Annotated in this window: 12 protein-coding genes; 6 read left to right on the forward strand and 6 right to left on the reverse strand. The window is 37.0% G+C overall.

Annotation, left to right across the window (positions count from 1 at the left end; all coding sequences use genetic code 11):
* Positions 1–29: 29 nt before the first annotated feature.
* The 4 genes from ACFFHT_RS10425 to pepN all read right to left on the reverse strand — a co-directional run bounded on the left by ACFFHT_RS10425 (position 30) and on the right by pepN (position 9,793).
* Positions 30–5,390 (reverse strand): autotransporter outer membrane beta-barrel domain-containing protein, encoded by a 5,361-nt coding sequence (locus ACFFHT_RS10425; RefSeq protein WP_382375983.1) that lies wholly within the window; start codon positions 5,388–5,390, stop codon positions 30–32.
* A 9-nt stretch (positions 5,391–5,399) separates the two neighbouring features.
* Positions 5,400–5,702 (reverse strand): hypothetical protein, encoded by a 303-nt coding sequence (locus tag ACFFHT_RS10430; RefSeq protein ID WP_382375985.1) that lies wholly within the window; start codon positions 5,700–5,702, stop codon positions 5,400–5,402.
* A 371-nt stretch (positions 5,703–6,073) separates the two neighbouring features.
* Positions 6,074–7,090, reverse strand: a complete 1,017-nt coding sequence (gene pyrD / locus ACFFHT_RS10435; protein WP_382375987.1) for a quinone-dependent dihydroorotate dehydrogenase — start codon at positions 7,088–7,090, stop codon at positions 6,074–6,076.
* Between the two features lie 90 nt (positions 7,091–7,180).
* Positions 7,181–9,793, reverse strand: coding sequence for an aminopeptidase N (gene pepN, locus ACFFHT_RS10440; protein ID WP_382375989.1), 2,613 nt, complete (start codon positions 9,791–9,793; stop codon positions 7,181–7,183).
* A 208-nt stretch (positions 9,794–10,001) separates the two neighbouring features.
* Between pepN and purE the strand changes: the two genes are divergently transcribed.
* The 3 genes from purE (at position 10,002) to ACFFHT_RS10455 (ending at position 12,896) form a co-directional block, all read left to right on the forward strand.
* Complete coding sequence (purE, locus tag ACFFHT_RS10445; protein ID WP_382375991.1) at positions 10,002–10,502, forward strand: 5-(carboxyamino)imidazole ribonucleotide mutase; 501 nt, start codon at positions 10,002–10,004, stop codon at positions 10,500–10,502.
* A gap of 4 nt (positions 10,503–10,506) precedes the next feature.
* A complete protein-coding gene (purK, locus tag ACFFHT_RS10450) occupies positions 10,507–11,592 on the forward strand; it encodes a 5-(carboxyamino)imidazole ribonucleotide synthase (protein ID WP_382375993.1) in 1,086 nt (361 codons plus the stop codon).
* 113 nt (positions 11,593–11,705) lie between these two features.
* Positions 11,706–12,896 (forward strand): amino acid aminotransferase, encoded by a 1,191-nt coding sequence (locus ACFFHT_RS10455; protein ID WP_382375995.1) that lies wholly within the window; start codon positions 11,706–11,708, stop codon positions 12,894–12,896.
* 55 nt (positions 12,897–12,951) lie between these two features.
* Here ACFFHT_RS10455 and ACFFHT_RS10460 read toward each other — a convergent pair whose 3' ends face one another.
* Positions 12,952–13,401, reverse strand: coding sequence for a YcgN family cysteine cluster protein (locus ACFFHT_RS10460; RefSeq protein ID WP_382375997.1), 450 nt, complete (start codon positions 13,399–13,401; stop codon positions 12,952–12,954).
* Positions 13,402–13,646: 245 nt separating this feature from the next.
* On the opposite strand from ACFFHT_RS10460, the gene ppc reads away from it, so the two are divergent.
* From ppc to ACFFHT_RS10475, 3 genes are all read left to right on the forward strand, one after another.
* Entirely contained in the window at positions 13,647–16,283 is a 2,637-nt protein-coding gene (ppc, locus tag ACFFHT_RS10465) for a phosphoenolpyruvate carboxylase (RefSeq protein WP_382375999.1), read from the forward strand.
* Between the two features lie 137 nt (positions 16,284–16,420).
* Positions 16,421–16,969, forward strand: coding sequence for a PadR family transcriptional regulator (locus tag ACFFHT_RS10470; protein ID WP_382376001.1), 549 nt, complete (start codon positions 16,421–16,423; stop codon positions 16,967–16,969).
* Positions 16,970–16,984: 15 nt separating this feature from the next.
* Positions 16,985–17,305, forward strand: a complete 321-nt coding sequence (locus ACFFHT_RS10475) for an HI1450 family dsDNA-mimic protein (RefSeq protein ID WP_382376003.1) — start codon at positions 16,985–16,987, stop codon at positions 17,303–17,305.
* Between the two features lie 95 nt (positions 17,306–17,400).
* Here ACFFHT_RS10475 and ACFFHT_RS10480 read toward each other — a convergent pair whose 3' ends face one another.
* Entirely contained in the window at positions 17,401–17,943 is a 543-nt protein-coding gene (locus tag ACFFHT_RS10480) for a KdsC family phosphatase (RefSeq protein ID WP_382376005.1), read from the reverse strand.
* Positions 17,944–17,945 lie beyond the last annotated feature (2 nt).

The following is a 17,945-nucleotide window of genomic DNA, read 5'->3' on the forward strand; positions in this document are numbered from 1 at the left end:
AGGCGATTTGGCTTTATAGAGAGCAACCTTTATTTAAACTGCCATGAAATCGCTAAACGAAGATTATAAGAACCTGCTCTTCCTTGACCAAACTCTTTTTCGGCATCAATGAATACATTGGTTTTTTCACTTACATGAGCATTATAACCAACGCCAACTGCATACCATGTTCCTCTAGTGTTCCATGTCTTGTTATAGTTTCCTGTGAAGTCACTTGCTTGAATAGCTCGTTTACCTAAAAACTCGTGCATAATGTTGCCTTTTAAGTAAAGACGATTATCACCACTTTCATCTAACCATCTGACAACATCCATACCAACACGACCAATTAAACTCTTCGCACTACCTAACTTCACATCAATACCATTACTGGTTCGATAATTAGCATGCGTTAAATATGCAAATTGTAATTGTGCTTGTGGTACAAGATACCAACGTTTGTCATCATCGATAAATTTACGATAACCGTGTTCCGTACTTGCACTAAAGAGGTAATTCTTATAAGAACCACTTCCCCAAAGAACGCCATTATCCATCACCGAACGATAACGACTGTGTAATGCTCCAACCCTTAACACATTATCGTTGTAATAACTGTTATCGCCTTCATCATTATTACGTTGATTGGTGTTATATAAACTGAGCATATATTTCTTCACTAAGCCTTTTTGTAATACTTGGTCAATCTCGTTCTTCGCATGACCATAGGTAAAACTTAAGCCCCATTTTTGTTTTTTCTCAGCTTCGTTATATCTAAATTTATCGTAACCAATTTCATATTCGTTACTATTTAGGCGGAAATCACTATATTGTTTTAAACGCGTATGCGTTGCCCTTGCCCATGCTCCCTCTTTTATTTCTCCTAATGAATAGGCACGTTGTCCTTCACGTTTGGTATAGGTATCCAAATAAAAACCATAACGAGCAGTCGCATCCAACATCTTCAACATATCTTTACTGTTTTCTGTTGGCACATTTAATTTATCTCGTACTAAATAAACGTTATAGCTATCCTCTCCATCATAGGTACTGTCAACATAGCTATCACTCGGTTTCTCTTTCGTCATTGCTTGACCGTTAAACGCTTGGTTATAAGCCTCGGTGTTATCTGGGTCTGTTGGCTGTTTAGAGTATTCTACTCGTACAACTTGTTTAAACAGATTGTCTTCTATGGTGGCATATACCTTACCATTAACAAATTCATTCTGTGAACGTTGTACCGTTGCAAAGCGTAGCCTATCGCCATAATCCATGCTATTGACCACCTCTGGAAGGTTCTTAATCACCACATCTTGTGGTGTTGCTGTCCCTTCCTTGACATATAACATATCACTATGGGCACCATCCTTATTTAAGCGCATAAGGAAACGGTTTGCTCCAGCAAGCTGTTCAATATGTAAAGCTCGTCCTCCATTTGGATTGTTGAAATCCACTGTACCCTCTCCACTTAATCGGTTAATCCAGCTTTGACCTGTCATTTTCCATAACGAATCCCCCATTAAAGCGAGATTAATTTGACCTGATGAAGTAGCTTGCATACCTGCTGGAACATAGCGACTAAATGGAAATAATGTTGAATGTTCAGTGCGTTGATAAGCATCAAAATTATCTAACCGACCAATCACTGTACTTCTTGGGGTAAGTTGTAGCTCTATCTTACCGCCATTTACTGCTTCACCATCCCCCTCTAACCATAACGTACTACCCTTGGACTTCACTGCAACTTCACCTCGGTCGGCGGCAAATAATTCCCCTTTAATCCAACTTGCCTTTGAATAATTTAAACCAATTTTACCTTCGCTCAACGACATCGCTGCCATTGGTGCTTCTATGGTCATTTCACCTGTTACACTTACTTCGCCTTGTGTATAACTATGGGTTGCCATTTGTGAGGCCTTAATCAAATTACTATCACCCGTAACTTCTAGACGAGCCCCACCATTTGCATATAATCCAACTTTTGCATCACTTACCTTATTAAGTTCTGCCTCCAATGTCACTTGACTATTTTGTTGTGAAATAGCTCCATATTCACTAGCTGAAATAAGATTGTCTTTACCATTAACTTTAATAGTCGCACCATTAACTGCAAAAGTACCTATTTTGCCTCCGGTAATTTCATTTGTATTTTGTGCAATAAGATGTTGTTCACTATTACTTTGCGCCAATAAACCATTTTCTTTTGCTGAAATATAGTTATCTCTACCCTCTAATTTCACTATTGAATTGGTATTAGAAGAAATTCCATGTTGTGCTGCATTAATCATATTATTCTGCGCATGTAGCATTACACTTGAACCCGTATCAGAATAAATACCCATTTGTGCACCATCTAATAAATTCATCGTTTGTGCAGTTAACTCCGCACGACCTTGATTAGTGGTATAAATACTGTAATGAACTAAATCTTTTGTATCTGTTGGGATACTATGCAAAAGCAAATTATTTTTCGCCTGCATACTTACTAATGAATTACCCCCGCTAGTATAAACAACAGCAGAACCAAATCCTCTCGCATAATAGCTAGTCTGTTTTAATACAGCAGATTGCTCAACAAAATCACGATCTTTCGTACTACCTGCTATGGTAATAATATTATTTCCGTTTGTTGCCAATAAACTCACCTGATTATTTTTTTCTGCTGCTCGACTTGCCTCGGCTCCATCAAGAGAATTAATCGCGGACACACCTCGGCTACCTATCGCCGCATTCCGAACATCTATCGTATTATTTCCTGTGGTTGCCTCTAAAGTAGCGCTGGCATTATCCACCACTTGTACACCAACTTGGATGACTGGATTACCACCTATGGTGACACTATTATTCGCTGCCGTTAAACCAATCTGACTATTAACACTGGAATATACACCAATACGATAAATAAGATCTTGTTTAGCTAAATTCATCAGTGGACTTTGTACATCTGGATTCCAAACTTTAACAATATTTTGCTCTGGTGCAGTTAAGGACACGTCACCAAAGTGTTGTGCAGTAACACCATATACCTCACCATGTGCTTTTAAATCGATATCAACTTGGTTACTGCCCTCAGTCGCTTGCAAGACAACAGAAGTTTTACCCTCAATCGTTGCAGTGGTTTCACTTGGTTTATTAGTAGCTAAAATACCGTTACTTTGAATGGTATAAACATTATCTTGAACCCGTTGTATATAACCAACCCCTACCCCATCACCTTCACTTTGTAGATGAATACGGTTATTTTTACCAACTAAGTTAACCTCACTATTCATCCATGACTGAAGTCCTCGAATATAGCTTTGCGTTTCATTTAACTTATCAAGAGTTACTGGCACAGGTTCGGTTAATTGGGCTTGCAATGTTATTTGGTTATCGCCATTTGCCGCACTCAATGATATTTTCGCATTTGTATTACTATATACACCATAATACTCAAAGTCTTGAGTTAAACGAGAATTCAAGCTAATAATATTTTCTTGCGCATCTGCATTAATCACTGCTTGATTACTAGATAATCCTTTTACACTCTTAACTTTCCCTGTTGATACTTTACCAGCTTCACCTATTTGCCAAATATTACGACCTGATGGGGCTAATAAATCGATTTGGCTGTTTGGGTCTGCCGATGCCCCTATAATATATCCGCCATCCGTTCCAACATTGGTATCCATATCAAATAGATTATCGCCTGTTGTCGCATTAACAGTTACATTAGGTTTATCATTCGGTGCTTTTCCTGCTGCTTGAATAAGATATTTATTTTTTGCATTAGGTGCATAAATAGAAAATTGGTTACTCTTTGCTCCAGCTTTAATCACTGCTTGATTACTATATAATCCCTTCACATTACTGACTTTTCCGCTTACCTTTTCATCTACTTTACCGATTTGGAAAATATTACCACCTGACGAAACTAATAAATCAATTTGACTATTTGGATCCGCTCTTACTCCAATAATCTCACCACCATTTGCTCCAACACTGTTATCTACAGTAAATAGGTTATCGCCTGTTGTCGCGTTAACAGTTACATTAGGTTTATCATTCGGTGCTTTTCCTGCTGCTTGAATAAGATATTTATTTTTTGCATTAGGTGCGTTAATTGACAATTGATTATGCTGTGCTTCGGCATTAATCACTCCTTGAGTATTATATAATCCCCATACATAACTAACTTTCCCGTTTACCGTTCCACCCACTTTTCCAATTTGTAAAATATTACCACCTGATGAGGCTAATAAATCGATTTGACTGTTTGGATCTGCCCATGCCCCTATAATATATCCGCCATCTGTTCCAACATTGGTATCCACATTAAATAGGTTATCGCCTGCTGTTGCTTTTATTGCAATGCTTGATTTATCTTCACTAATAAAATTTAATTCCCAAATTCCATATTTTCTTGTATCTGGATTCAATTTTTCTGGATTCCATTCATACCCATACCATTGTCCTGTTGCATAAACAAGATATTTATTTGTTGCATTAGGTGCATTAATGGAAAGTTGGTTACTTTGTGCATTGGTATTTATCACCGCTTGATTACTATATAATCCTTGTACAATACCTACTTTCCCGTTTATATCTTTATCTACTTTACCAATTTGTAAAATATTACCACCTTCCGAGGCTAATAAATCAATTTGACTATTTGATTCCGCTTTTATTCCAATAATCTCACCACCATCTGTTCCAACATTGGTATCCATATTAAACAGGTTATCATCTGTTGTTGCCTGTACTACAATACTAGCCTTATTTCCTTTTTCTAATTTCCACTGACTATTATATTTATATCCTTTAGTCTGAATAAAATATTTATTTGTTGCATTAGGTGCATTAATTGATAGTTGGTTGCTTTGTGCTTCTGTCTTAATCGTCGCTTCGCTACTATAAATACTATAAATATTATCAATACTATATTGACTTGAACTATTTAATTGAATTGTACCGTTTAACGCTTGCAATGTAATTGTACTAGGGTTAGTGTTCCACATATTAGAAACTTGATTGTTGAATGTCATATCATGATTACTTATAACCGTTAACGTTGGTAATCGGCCTAATACATCTCCATTTTTTATCAGCGAATAAATCCCAATATTTCCAATTGTCGTAATATCTCCTTGATCTCCTGTTCCAGTACTACGAATTTCAATATCTTGATTATTAGAATTACTCCATTGAATATAAATTCCAGAATAAAAACTATCTGCTGCTAGCTCTCCTTGAGTACTATCAATATTAATATTCTCCTCAGAAATATTACCATCTTTATATGTAATTTGATTATAATCCTTTGCTACTGCAATATTCGGTAGCATTAGCATCGTTTGTACCAATGCAGCAACAACCGAAACTTTAAAACCATTCTTTACAATTGAATGGGTTGTATAGCGAGCTCTTTTCATAGTTTCCACCTAGGATAAAAGTATTGAATAACGATTGGTGAATAAAATTTCGCTTGCCGTTTTACTTGGCAAAAAAACAAAACGCACAAACGACCCGCTATCGCAATCGTTTGTGCGTTTTGTTAATAAATAAATTTGAAAAATAGAAAAAAGTTGCTGCGAAATGTTGGTTGCAACTAAAAGAATTGACTGACTGACTGACTGACTGACTGACTGACTGACTGACTGACTGACTGACTGACTGACAAAATTATCTAAGCCCATCCTCCACTCCGTCAAGCCTTTATCAATATATTGAAGTTTTATTGCCATAAGATACCTCTCTTCATAAAAGGTCAATTTTCTATAACAGCCATTTATTGCTACATTACTTTAACCAAAAAACACTTCGTAAATCATTTAGGTTATTGTACGTATTATGTAAATAAAAATTCATGCTTAAGATCACATTTCTAAAATATATACATTAGTTTATTTAAATAACAAATACAACATTGACAAAGAAAAGTACAAGTTTTATACAGAAATGTACAAGGATATGTTTCTGAGAACGATGCTATTTAATTTAAAAACAGATCTCTTCCCTTTTGGTATGGATTGAGATTATTTAGTTTTAAATCTCTCTGCCTCTTTCTTTATTGCATTAAAGAGAGTGAGAGTTAGAGAGATTTAAAAATTTAGACTTATTTAATACAGCGTACTAATTCTTGCACCAATTTGGGCCCGTGATAGATCAAACCAGAATAGAGTTGTAATAACTCTGCACCAGCCGCTATTTTTTGTTGTGCATCCGCCACACTATCAATTCCACCACTACCAATAATTGGAATATCACCTTTTAGCTCTTGATATAAGCGTGCAATAATTTGTGTGCTGCGTTGTTGCAATGGCTTACCACTTAAACCACCTTGTTGTTCGGCATTCGGTAAGCCACTGACATTATCACGAGATAATGTGGTATTGGTTGCAATTACGCCATCAAAGTGATGACGCTTTAAACTATCTGCTATCGCTACGAGCTCTGCTTCGCTGAGATCAGGTGCTATTTTCAATGCAATCGGTACATACTTTTGCTGTTGGGTGGAGAGTTGTTGTTGTTTTGCTTTAATGCCTGACAACAGATCTTCCAATAGCTCTCCATACTGCAACTGGCGTAATCCTGGAGAGTTCGGAGAGGAAATATTTACGGTAATATAGTCGGCATAAGGATAGACTTTTTCCAAACAGAGTAAATAATCCTCTTTACCTTTTTCCACTGGAGTAAAGGTATTTTTGCCAATATTGATCCCTAATGTTCCGTCATAGCGAGCTTTCTTAATATTTTCAATAACTTTATCCACACCTTCATTATTAAAACCATTGCGATTAATAATACCTTCCGCAGAAATTAAGCGAAATTGACGAGGTTTAGGATTACCTGGTTGTGGAAGAGGTGTTACTGTACCAACTTCAATAAAACCAAAACCTAATGCACCGAAGCCATCTATTGCTTCGGCATTTTTGTCTGCACCTGCCGCTAATCCAATCGGATTTTTAAACGTAATCCCCATACATTTTTTCGGTGTGCCTGTTGTTTGTAAATATTTTTCCAGCAGGCATTTCGCAGGACTTCTTCCTATTTTGCCTAATAGATTAATAGTTAATTCGTGTGCCGTTTCGGCATCTAGTGAAAATAGTGCTTTACGAATTAAAGCATACATACTCGTTTTACCTCTCTGGATAGTTAACTGTAATTTTATTAGTGCCAACAAAACAAAGAGATACCAAATTGGTATCTCTTCTTTTCCTCATTACTGTAATGCCTTTTCAATCTTCTCAAACAAATCTCGAGAAAGATTTTCCACATCTCTTAATCGTTCCAAGCCTCGCTTCATTAAGGTTTGACGTTGATTATCATAACGTGCAAAACGGATTAACGGTTCCACTAATCGGGCGGCAATTTGTGGATTAGAACTATTTAAGCGAATCAAAATATCCACTAAGAAACGATAACCTGAACCATCAATCATATGGAATGCCGACAAGTTTTGACTACAGAAACTTCCCACTAATGCACGCAGGCGGTTTGGATTATTGAAATTAAAACTTGGGTGTTCCATTAATTGATTAACTAATTCTAAGACATTCTCATCTGGACGAGTCGCTTGAATAGCAAACCATTTATCCATCACCAAACCGTCATGCTGCCATTTTTGTTCAAAATCAGCCAATAACTCATCACGACAAGCAAGTTGAGCTTGTGCGGCTAAACTCAATGCTGCCAAGGTATCGGTCATATTGTTGGCATGCATATAATGTTTTGCCACTAACGTATTGCCTAAATCAGTAAAGGCTAAATAGCTTAAACACATATTATTAAAGCCACGCAATGCAATACTTTCACGATCAATTTGATAATGATCTGTCTGAGTATAGTTATATAAACGTAAGAAGTGATCTTTTAAGTGATTCGCAATACTTCTTTGCATAAAGTGACGTACCGCACGAATTCCTACTGGATCAATCGTTTTAAATAACTCCGCAAACTCAGTTTCTTTTGGTAAGGTCAAAATTAAAGTCGTTAATTCAATATCTTGTTGATAATTTTCTAATAGATATTGCAATGCGGCTAAAAACTCAGGTGATAATTGTAATGCTTGATGCTGTTGATGGCGTTGTAAATTCTGACGTAATTCATTAGCCAATAACATTTGTACCGCATCCCAGCGTACAAAACCATTTTCCGCAAATTTCATCAAAGTAATTAATTGTTCATTACTATATGGAAAATCTAATTTAACTGGTGCAGAAAATTCACAAAGTAATGCTGGTACTGGACGTTTATAAACTGGTGAAAACTCAAAAGTCTGCTCATATTGTGTCACATTGAGTACATCACTCGCTAAAGTTTCCCCTTTTACTTGTAATGCTTGTTTTCCACCTTCCGCATCATACAACGCTACCCGTAATGGAATATGTAAATTCACCTTATCCATTTGATCTGGCGTTGATGGTGTCATTTGTGCCACATTTAAACGATAAGTTAAGGTATTAGCATCATACTCATCTGTCACGGTTAATTCTGGCGTACCTGATTGGCTATACCAACGGCGGAACTGGGTTAAATCAATGCCTGAAGCTCGTTCCATTGCAGAAACAAAATCTTCACAAGTTGCTGCTGTTCCATCATTTTCAGCAATATACAGTTTCATTCCTGCTTGGAATTTTTCCTCACCCAATAAGGTATGAATCATACGAATCACTTCTGCCCCTTTTTCATACACGGTGACGGTATAGAAGTTATTCATTTCGATCACTTTTTCTGGACGAATTGGATGTGCCATCGGGCTAGCATCTTCGGCAAATTGTACTGCACGTAAGAACTTAACATTGTTGATTCGATTTACTGTGCGTGAACCTGTATCAGAAGAAAACTCTTGATCACGAAAAACCGTTAAACCTTCTTTTAAGCTAAGCTGGAACCAATCACGACAAGTGACACGATTTCCTGTCCAGTTATGGAAATATTCGTGGGCAATCACACGTTCAACATCAAGATAATCTGTATCGGTTGCCGTTTGTGGATTCGCTAGCACAAATTTAGAGTTGAAAATATTGAGTCCTTTATTCTCCATTGCTCCCATATTGAAGAAATCAACCGCCACAATCATGTAAATATCTAGGTCATATTCAAGATCAAAGCGTTCTTCATCCCATTTCATTGACTTCTTTAAACTCGCCATTGCCCAATCTGCACGATTGAGGTTGCCTTTATCAACATAAAGCTCTAATGCGACTTCACGTCCACTTTTCGTGACAAATGTGTCACGCAACAAATCAAAATCGCCTGCAACTAAGGCAAAAAGATAGCTCGGTTTTGGAAATGGGTCTTGCCACTCAATCCAGTGATAACCATTATCCAATTCACCTTGGCGAATACGATTTCCATTAGAGAGTAAGAATGGATATTTACTTTTATCGGCAATAATGCGAGTGGTATAACGTGCTAATACATCAGGGCGATCCAACATATAAGTAATTTGGCGGAACCCCTCTGCTTCACATTGGGTACAAAGTGCTTCACCTGACTGATATAAGCCTTGTAAAGAGGTGTTATGCGCTGGTGATAACAGGGTAACGATCTCGAGTTCAAATTTTTCTAAATTAAGATCAGTTAAATCTAATGTTAGGCTTTCATTGTCTTGTTGATATTGGGTAAATTCTGCATTATTGAGTTTAATTGAAACAAATTGGAAGCTATGTCCATCAAGGCGTAACTGCGTGGCTTCTGGGTTAAGTTTATGTACCAACGTCTTCGCTGTAACTTTTGTTTGTTCTGGATCGAGGCGGAATTCAAGGAAAATATCACTAATTGTAAAATCGGGTTTCTTATAATCTTTTCTATATTTAGCTTTTGGTAACATAAATTTTGTCCATTCATAAAACACAAAAAACGTGTGCTAGGATAAAGTTTTCTGACATAAGTTGCAATCAACTTTCCGCCTTTAATGCCGTAAATCACGGGCAAATCATGTTTTCAACATAAATCACAAATAAGATCTCATTGCCATATTTCACTCAGTAGGAAGAAATGCTATTCTTATGCCCCCAATTCATCAAAAGGACATTATTATGGCACAACCTGAAATCGCCATTGTTATGGGCTCAAAAAGTGACTGGAGTACCATGCAAGAAGCGGCGACTATTCTTGATCAACTACACGTTCCCTATCATGTTGAAATTGTTTCTGCTCACCGAACTCCTGATAAACTCTTCCAATTTGCGGAAAATGCACAACAAAATGGTTATAAAGTGATTATTGCTGGTGCAGGTGGTGCAGCACATCTCCCTGGTATGCTAGCTGCCAAAACATTAGTGCCTGTGTTAGGTGTTCCTGTAAAAAGTTCGATCTTAAGTGGTGTAGATAGTTTGTATTCAATTGTCCAAATGCCAAAAGGAATTCCAGTAGGAACACTTGCAATAGGCCCAGCTGGTGCAGCTAATGCAGGTTTACTTGCAGCACAGATTCTTGCTGTTTTTGATGCTCAATTAAGTAATCGTTTGCGTGAATTCCGTCAACAGCAAACTGATGATGTACTAAATAATCCTGATCCACGACTTATTAATCAATAACATTATGCAAAACAGTTCTCTTTATCCGACAATTTATGTTTTAGGTAATGGCCAACTTGGTCGTATGTTACGTTATGCTGGTGCACCATTAGATATTCACGTAGTCCCACTTGGTTTTGAACAAATACCTTTTGACTTAGAAGAAAATGCAGTGGTGACAGCTGAAATAGAACGTTGGCCAGCAACTGAATTAACCAATTTACTCGCCTCACATCCAAATTTTATTAATCGTAAGATTTTTGCCCGTTTAGCAGACCGTTTAACGCAAAAACAACTGTTAGATCAACTTAACTTAGCGACTTCACCTTGGGTGCATCTCACAAAAGATACAACGTGGCAACATGTCTGGCAAAATGTTGCGGAAAAAGTGGTCATAAAACGCCGTACTGGTGGATACGATGGGCGTGGTCAATGGATTGTGGATCAACATAATACTGAAATCATTACCGATGATTTGTTTGATGAAACCATTGCCGAAGCCTTTATCCCATTTGAAAGTGAAGTTTCTTTAGTCGGTGCTAGATTTGCCGATGGAAGCACTTATTTCTATCCAATTACGCAAAATTTACAACAACAAGGCATTTTACGTTACAGTGTCATTGCACAAACTAACCGCCATCCACTACAAGATGAAGCTGAACAGATGTTAGGCAAAATTATGCAGCATCTCGATTATGTCGGCGTAATGGCGATGGAGTGTTTTGTGGTTAATGGTCATCTATTAATTAACGAATTGGCACCTCGTGTGCATAATAGTGGGCATTGGACGCAGTATGGCGCTAATATCAGTCAATTTGAACTACATTTACGTGCGTTATTAAATTTACCAACACCACCATTACAAGCAAGAATGCCTACTGTTATGGTAAATCTTATTGGTACAGCACATCATCCTGACTGGTTAGCATTACCTTATTCTCAACTACATTGGTATGGAAAAGAGGTTCGTCCAGGCAGAAAATTAGGGCATATCAATATTGCACATCAACAGCCTGAAGTATTGATTGAAATATTGAATCAACTGGCTCCGTTATTACCAGAAGATTATCAATCTGGTTTAGTTTGGGCAAAACAGTGCTTAATGAAATAATGCCTTCACACAATTAAAGTCGTGATCGCTTGAGAAATCACTTGTCAAAACCTTTACTTTGGCGATATAAATAACAACCTATGTCAGACACAACATATTTAGAGGAATATCCGATGTTTAAACATATTGAAGCCGCACCCGCTGATCCAATTCTTGGATTAGGTGAAGCATTTAAAGCTGAAACCCGTACTAATAAAGTCAATCTAGGAATCGGGGTATATAAAGATGCAAATGGTCAAACCCCGATTGTCAAAGCAGTTAAAGAAGCTGAAAAACGTCTCCTTGATAAAGAAAATACAAAAAATTATCTTGGTATTGATGGTTTAGCTGAATTTAATCGCCAAACTCAAATCCTGCTTTTTGGTGCAGACCACGATATCATCAAAAATAAACGTGCAAAAACCGCACAAAGCCTTGGTGGAACAGGTGCATTACGAATTGCCGCTGAGTTCATCAAACGTCAAACTTCTGCCAAAAATGTGTGGATCAGTGCACCAACTTGGCCAAATCATAATGCGATTTTTAAAGCAGTTGGTATGAATATTTGTGACTATCGTTACTATGATAAAGCGACCCATGCCTTAGATTGGGAAGGTATGTTAGCAGATTTATCCAATGCCCAAGCGGGCGATGTTGTGTTATTCCACGGCTGTTGTCATAACCCAACAGGAATTGACCCAACACCAGAACAATGGGCAACTTTAGCAAAAATGTCTGCAGAAAAAGGTTGGCTACCATTATTTGACTTTGCTTATCAAGGTTTTGCTAATGGTTTAGACGAAGATGCTGTTGGTTTACGCACTTTTGCGGCAAATCATCAAGAGTTACTAATTTCTAGTTCATATTCTAAAAACTTTGGCTTATATAACGAACGTGTTGGAGCATTCACTTTAGTCGCTGCTGATGAAGAAATTGCGACTCGTGCCTTTAGCCAAGTAAAAACGATTATTCGTACACTTTATTCTAACCCAGCATCACATGGTGCAAGTGCTGTTGCGACAGTATTAGCTGATCCTGAACTAAAAGCACAATGGGTCGCAGAATTAGATGAAATGCGTGCAAGAATTAAAACAATGCGTCAAAAATTTGTTGAATTATTGGCAAAATATGGTGCTAAACAAGATTTTGATTTCATCATTCAACAAAATGGGATGTTCTCATTCAGTGGTTTAAGTCCAGAACAAGTTGATCGTTTAAAAGAAGAATTTGCTATTTATGCAGTTCGTTCAGGACGTATCAATGTTGCGGGCATTACTGAACAAAATATTGATTATCTCTGCGAAAGTATTGTGAAAGTTCTTTAATTTTCTATCGGATGCTTCATCTTATTGAAGCATCCTATCTTTTATTAAAATTGCCTTAAAACTCTTCAATCACAAACTCAAACCAATCAATCACCTCTTCTTCATGAATCCCATCACGAATAAAAATATTCCCTTTTTTCATTGCGCTTTGATCTCCAACCAGTAATGGGTGCCAGTCTGGTAGCGGTTTACCTTCATATAGCAAGCGATAAGCACAGGTTTTTGGTAGCCAGGAAAATTGAGGTAAATTTTTCTTCGTCAATTTGGTACAATCAGGCATTAATTTAAACCGTTGTGGATAGTTACTACATTGTCCCGTTTTCAAGTCTAATAAGTCACAAGCAATACGGGTGAAATATAAACGTTCTCGTTTTCCTCTTCCTTCAATAAATTTACGATAACAACATTTTCCACAACCATCACATAATGCTTCCCACTCTTGGTCATTCATCTCCTGTAAACTTTTTTCTTGCCAAAACCGTGTAGTAAATTCCCTATTTTCCATTGAATATCCTCTAAAATTTTGTGCTTATTATTAAGTTTTAATCTGATAACAAGCAAAATTTAACTTTGTAAAAAATTTAACCAGTTTTCAGCTTAAAAAATAAAATTTTCTCTAATTTTTTGTTAATTTTTTTAGTTTTTATTTAAAAGATGAATTTTTTCATTAAATAAATTATTTGTTATTTGACGCAGATATACGTTTTTTGCTATATCTAATTCACTTGGAAGTGATTATAAGGAAAAAGTATGATCGAACAATACTCTGCAATGCGCAATAACATTAATATGCTTGGCCATCTTCTTGGTGAAACCATTAGTGATGCACAAGGAAATGACATTTTACAACTTATTGAAAATATTCGTGTTTTATCTAAGAGTTCTCGTGCAGGCGATGATCAAGCTCGTCAACAATTATTAGATACCTTACAAAATATCTCACCAGAAAATATTATTCCTGTTGCTCGAGCATTTAGTCAGTTTTTAAATCTCACGAATATTGCCGAACAGTATCAAACTATCTCTCGTCACCACACTGATGAAGTGATGTCAGAACGTTCTATCGCTGCCTTATTAGCTCGTTTAAAAGCGGATCCAACTATTTCTAAACAACAAATTATTGATGCAGTACAACAATTATTAATTGAATTAGTCTTAACTGCTCATCCAACTGAAGTAACCCGCCGCTCTTTAGTGCATAAATATGTTGAGATCAACAACTGCTTAGAAAAATTAGAAAATGCAGATTTAACAACGAAAGAACGCCAACAAATTCAACGCCGTCTATTACAATTAATTGCTCAGGCATGGCATACCAACGAAATTCGCACCCAACGCCCCACTCCATTTGAAGAAGCAAAATGGGGGTTTGCTGTTATCGAAAATAGTTTATGGTCAGCCGTACCTCAATTTTTACGTCAATTAAATGATGATCTTGAGGAACATTGCCAATTCCAACTTCCTGTTGACTTAGCACCTGTACGTTTCTCATCTTGGATGGGTGGTGATCGTGATGGAAATCCATTTGTAACTGCAAAAATTACGCAACAAGTATTATATTTGGCTCGTTGGAAAGCCGCAGAACTCTTTTTAACCGATATTCAACAACTTTCTGATGAACTCTCAATGATTGAATGTTCTGATGAATTTAAAGCAAAATATGGTGATCACGCCGAGCCTTATCGTGTTGTTGTCAAAGATCTTAGAACCAAATTAAGTAATACATTAAATTATTTTGATGACAAATTAGCTGATCGGACACCAATTATCGCAGAAAGCGATATCATTACACATGATGATCAATTATGGCAGCCGCTTTTTGATTGCTATCAATCCTTATCAGCGTGTGGAATGCGGATTATTGCCAATGGATTATTACTCGATTGTTTACGCCGTATTCGTTGTTTCGGAGTCACTTTATCACGTTTAGATATTCGTCAAGAAAGTACTCGCCACCAACAAGCGATTGCAGAAATTACACGCTATATCGGCGTTGGAGATTATGCACAATGGAGTGAGGAAGATAAACAAGCCTTTTTAATTCGTGAATTAAGTTCTCGTCGTCCATTAGTCCCTCAAGATTGGCAACCTTCAGAAGAAACGAAAGAGGTGATTGAAACCTGTAAAGTTATCGCACAACAACCTAAAGGGATTATTTCTTGTTATATCATCTCTATGGCACGCACAGCATCCGATGTATTGGCAGTTCATCTCTTATTAAAAGAAGCTGGTATTAAATATGCTTTACCTGTTGTACCACTCTTTGAAACATTAGATGACCTTGATAATTCTGAAAGTGTGATGCAACAACTTTTCGATATTGGTTGGTATCGTGGCATTATCAATAATCAACAAATGATTATGATTGGTTACTCAGATTCGGCTAAAGATGCGGGAATGTTGGCAGCATCATGGGCTCAGTATCGTGCACAAGAAGCCTTAGTTAAACTTTGTGAACAACGTCATATTGAATTGACATTATTCCACGGACGAGGCGGTACGATTGGTCGTGGTGGTGCACCAGCACACGCAGCCTTACTCTCTCAGCCACCAAAATCATTAAAGAATGGTTTACGCGTGACAGAACAAGGCGAAATGATTCGCTTTAAACTTGGCTTACCTGAAGTAGCCGTACAAAGTTTAGATCTCTATGCTAGTGCTGTCCTAGAGGCAAATTTACTGCCACCACCAAATCCAAAACAAACTTGGCGTGAAATTATGGATGAGTTATCAGATATCTCTTGTGATATTTATCGTCAAGTAGTACGAGGTAATGAAAATTTTGTACCTTATTTCCGTGCAGCTACGCCAGAACAAGAACTTTCTCGTTTACCATTAGGATCTCGCCCTGCAAAACGTAATCCTAAAGGTGGTGTAGAAAGTCTGCGTGCGATCCCTTGGATTTTCGCTTGGATGCAAAACCGTTTGATGCTACCTGCTTGGTTAGGTGTTGGTGCATCCTTGCGTGAACTTTTTGAACAAGGTAAACGCAGTACCGTAGAAGAGATGTGTAAATCGTGGCCATTCTTCTCTACTCGTATCGGTATGATTGAGATGGTATTTAGTAAAACTGACTTATGGTTAGCCGAATATTATGATCAACGTTTAGTGCCTGAACAGTTATGGCCATTAGGACAATCTTTGCGTGAACAATTAACCTCGGATATTCAAACATTATTGTCACTCTCGCATGAAGATCAATTAATGGCAGATTTACCTTGGGTTGCTGAATCAATCAAGTTGCGTAATATCTATACCGATCCTTTAAACCTGCTACAAGTAGAGTTATTACATCGTTTACGTAGTGGCGAAACTGATCCAGCATTAGAACAAGCCTTGATGATTACCATTACAGGAATTGCTGCTGGTATGCGCAATACTGGTTAATTTTTCTATTCCCTACACCACTATGTTAGTGGTGTAGGATAAATAATCGGCAATACTTCTCTCTTTACCGCAAAGTTCTACATAATTTTGATGAAATCCAGTAAAATAACGCCTCACTTTTTTGCGTTATCGAGATTATGGCACTATCACACACAATTTTATCGATTCTTGCACATCAAGCAGCTACAGGTTATGACATAAGCAAAAAATTCTCACAAAGTTATGGCTTAATCTGGCAAGCTACACACCAACAAGTCTATCGAGAATTAAATCAGTTAGAAAAACAAGGATTAATCTCTTTTTCTTTGCAATTTCAGCAAGGAAAACCTGATCGCAAAGAGTATCAATTAACTGATGCTGGTGCCGTGCAATTAGAAAAATGGTTATTAGAAAGTACCTTAACCCATGGTATTTTACGTGATGAATTTATCTCTCGCATTTTAGCAGCTTTAAAATGTCATCCAAAACTTGCCTTTACCGCAGTTAAGAAACGTGAGCAAGATCACCGACAATCAATCCATAAAATGCAACAATTACTACTTGAATTACATCAACTTAATAACAAAACTTACTACGATGAATTGATGATTTTATTATTAAAACGAAGTATCCGCCACGAACAAGTGAGTTTACAGTGGTTAGAAGAAGATTTATTACCAATGCTACATCAAATGATCAGAGAGTAACTTAAAGGAGACAAAATGATAACTACAACAAAATTAGATCCAGATACAGCCATTGATATTGCTTACGATATCTTTCTTGAAATGGCACCTGAAAATCTCGATCCTGCGGATATTATGTTATTTAATTTGCAATTTGAAGATCGCGGTGCAGTTGAAATGGTTGAAACCAGCGATCAATGGGAAAATGAAATCGGTGCACTAATCGATCCAGATGAATTTGCCGAAGTCTGGATTGGGCTAATTAATGATAAAGATGAAATGGATGATGTCTTTGCAAAAGTCTTAATTTCACATCAAGAAGAAGATCGACAATATCATATTGTGTGGAAAGAGTGATACGACTTTCTTTTTATCGCAAATACTAAATTTTTGATAAAAAATTGCCCTCTACAAACATTGTAACGTTGCAGAGGGCAAAAATCATAATAACTTTATTGTGCCATTTTCTTTGCCGTATGCAAAAAGCCTTGAGCAGAGGTATAAATGTCCGATTTACCTTGTGCTGCAAGAATTAAATCCACAATTTCACGAAATGCCCCTTTACCACCTTGTGACTGCGTAACAAAATCAACTTTTTCTTTGATATAGGCTTGTGCTTCAGCAACTGTTGCTGTTACTCCGCAGACGGCAAAAGCAGGCAAATCGACACTATCATCACCAATATATAATGTTTCTTCAGCGGTAACACCTGCTTGTTCAATTAACGATAAACAAGCGCTCTCTTTCTCTAATTTTCCTAATAAAAATAAAGAAATCCCTAAGTCTTCAATTCGTTTCCGCAACACTAATGAATCTCGCCCAGAAAGTACCGCAACTTGTACGCCACTTTCTAATAACATTCTGGTTCCTAATCCATCTCGTGCATTAAATACTTTGAATGCTTCGCCATTTTCACCATAGTACAATGAACCATCTGTTAATACGCCATCTACATCGGTAATAACTAATTTAATTTTGGCTAATTTTTCTTTCATTT

It is taken from the genome of Gallibacterium melopsittaci (genome assembly GCF_042433085.1).
GTDB classification, from domain to species: Bacteria; Pseudomonadota; Gammaproteobacteria; order Enterobacterales; family Pasteurellaceae; genus Gallibacterium; species Gallibacterium melopsittaci.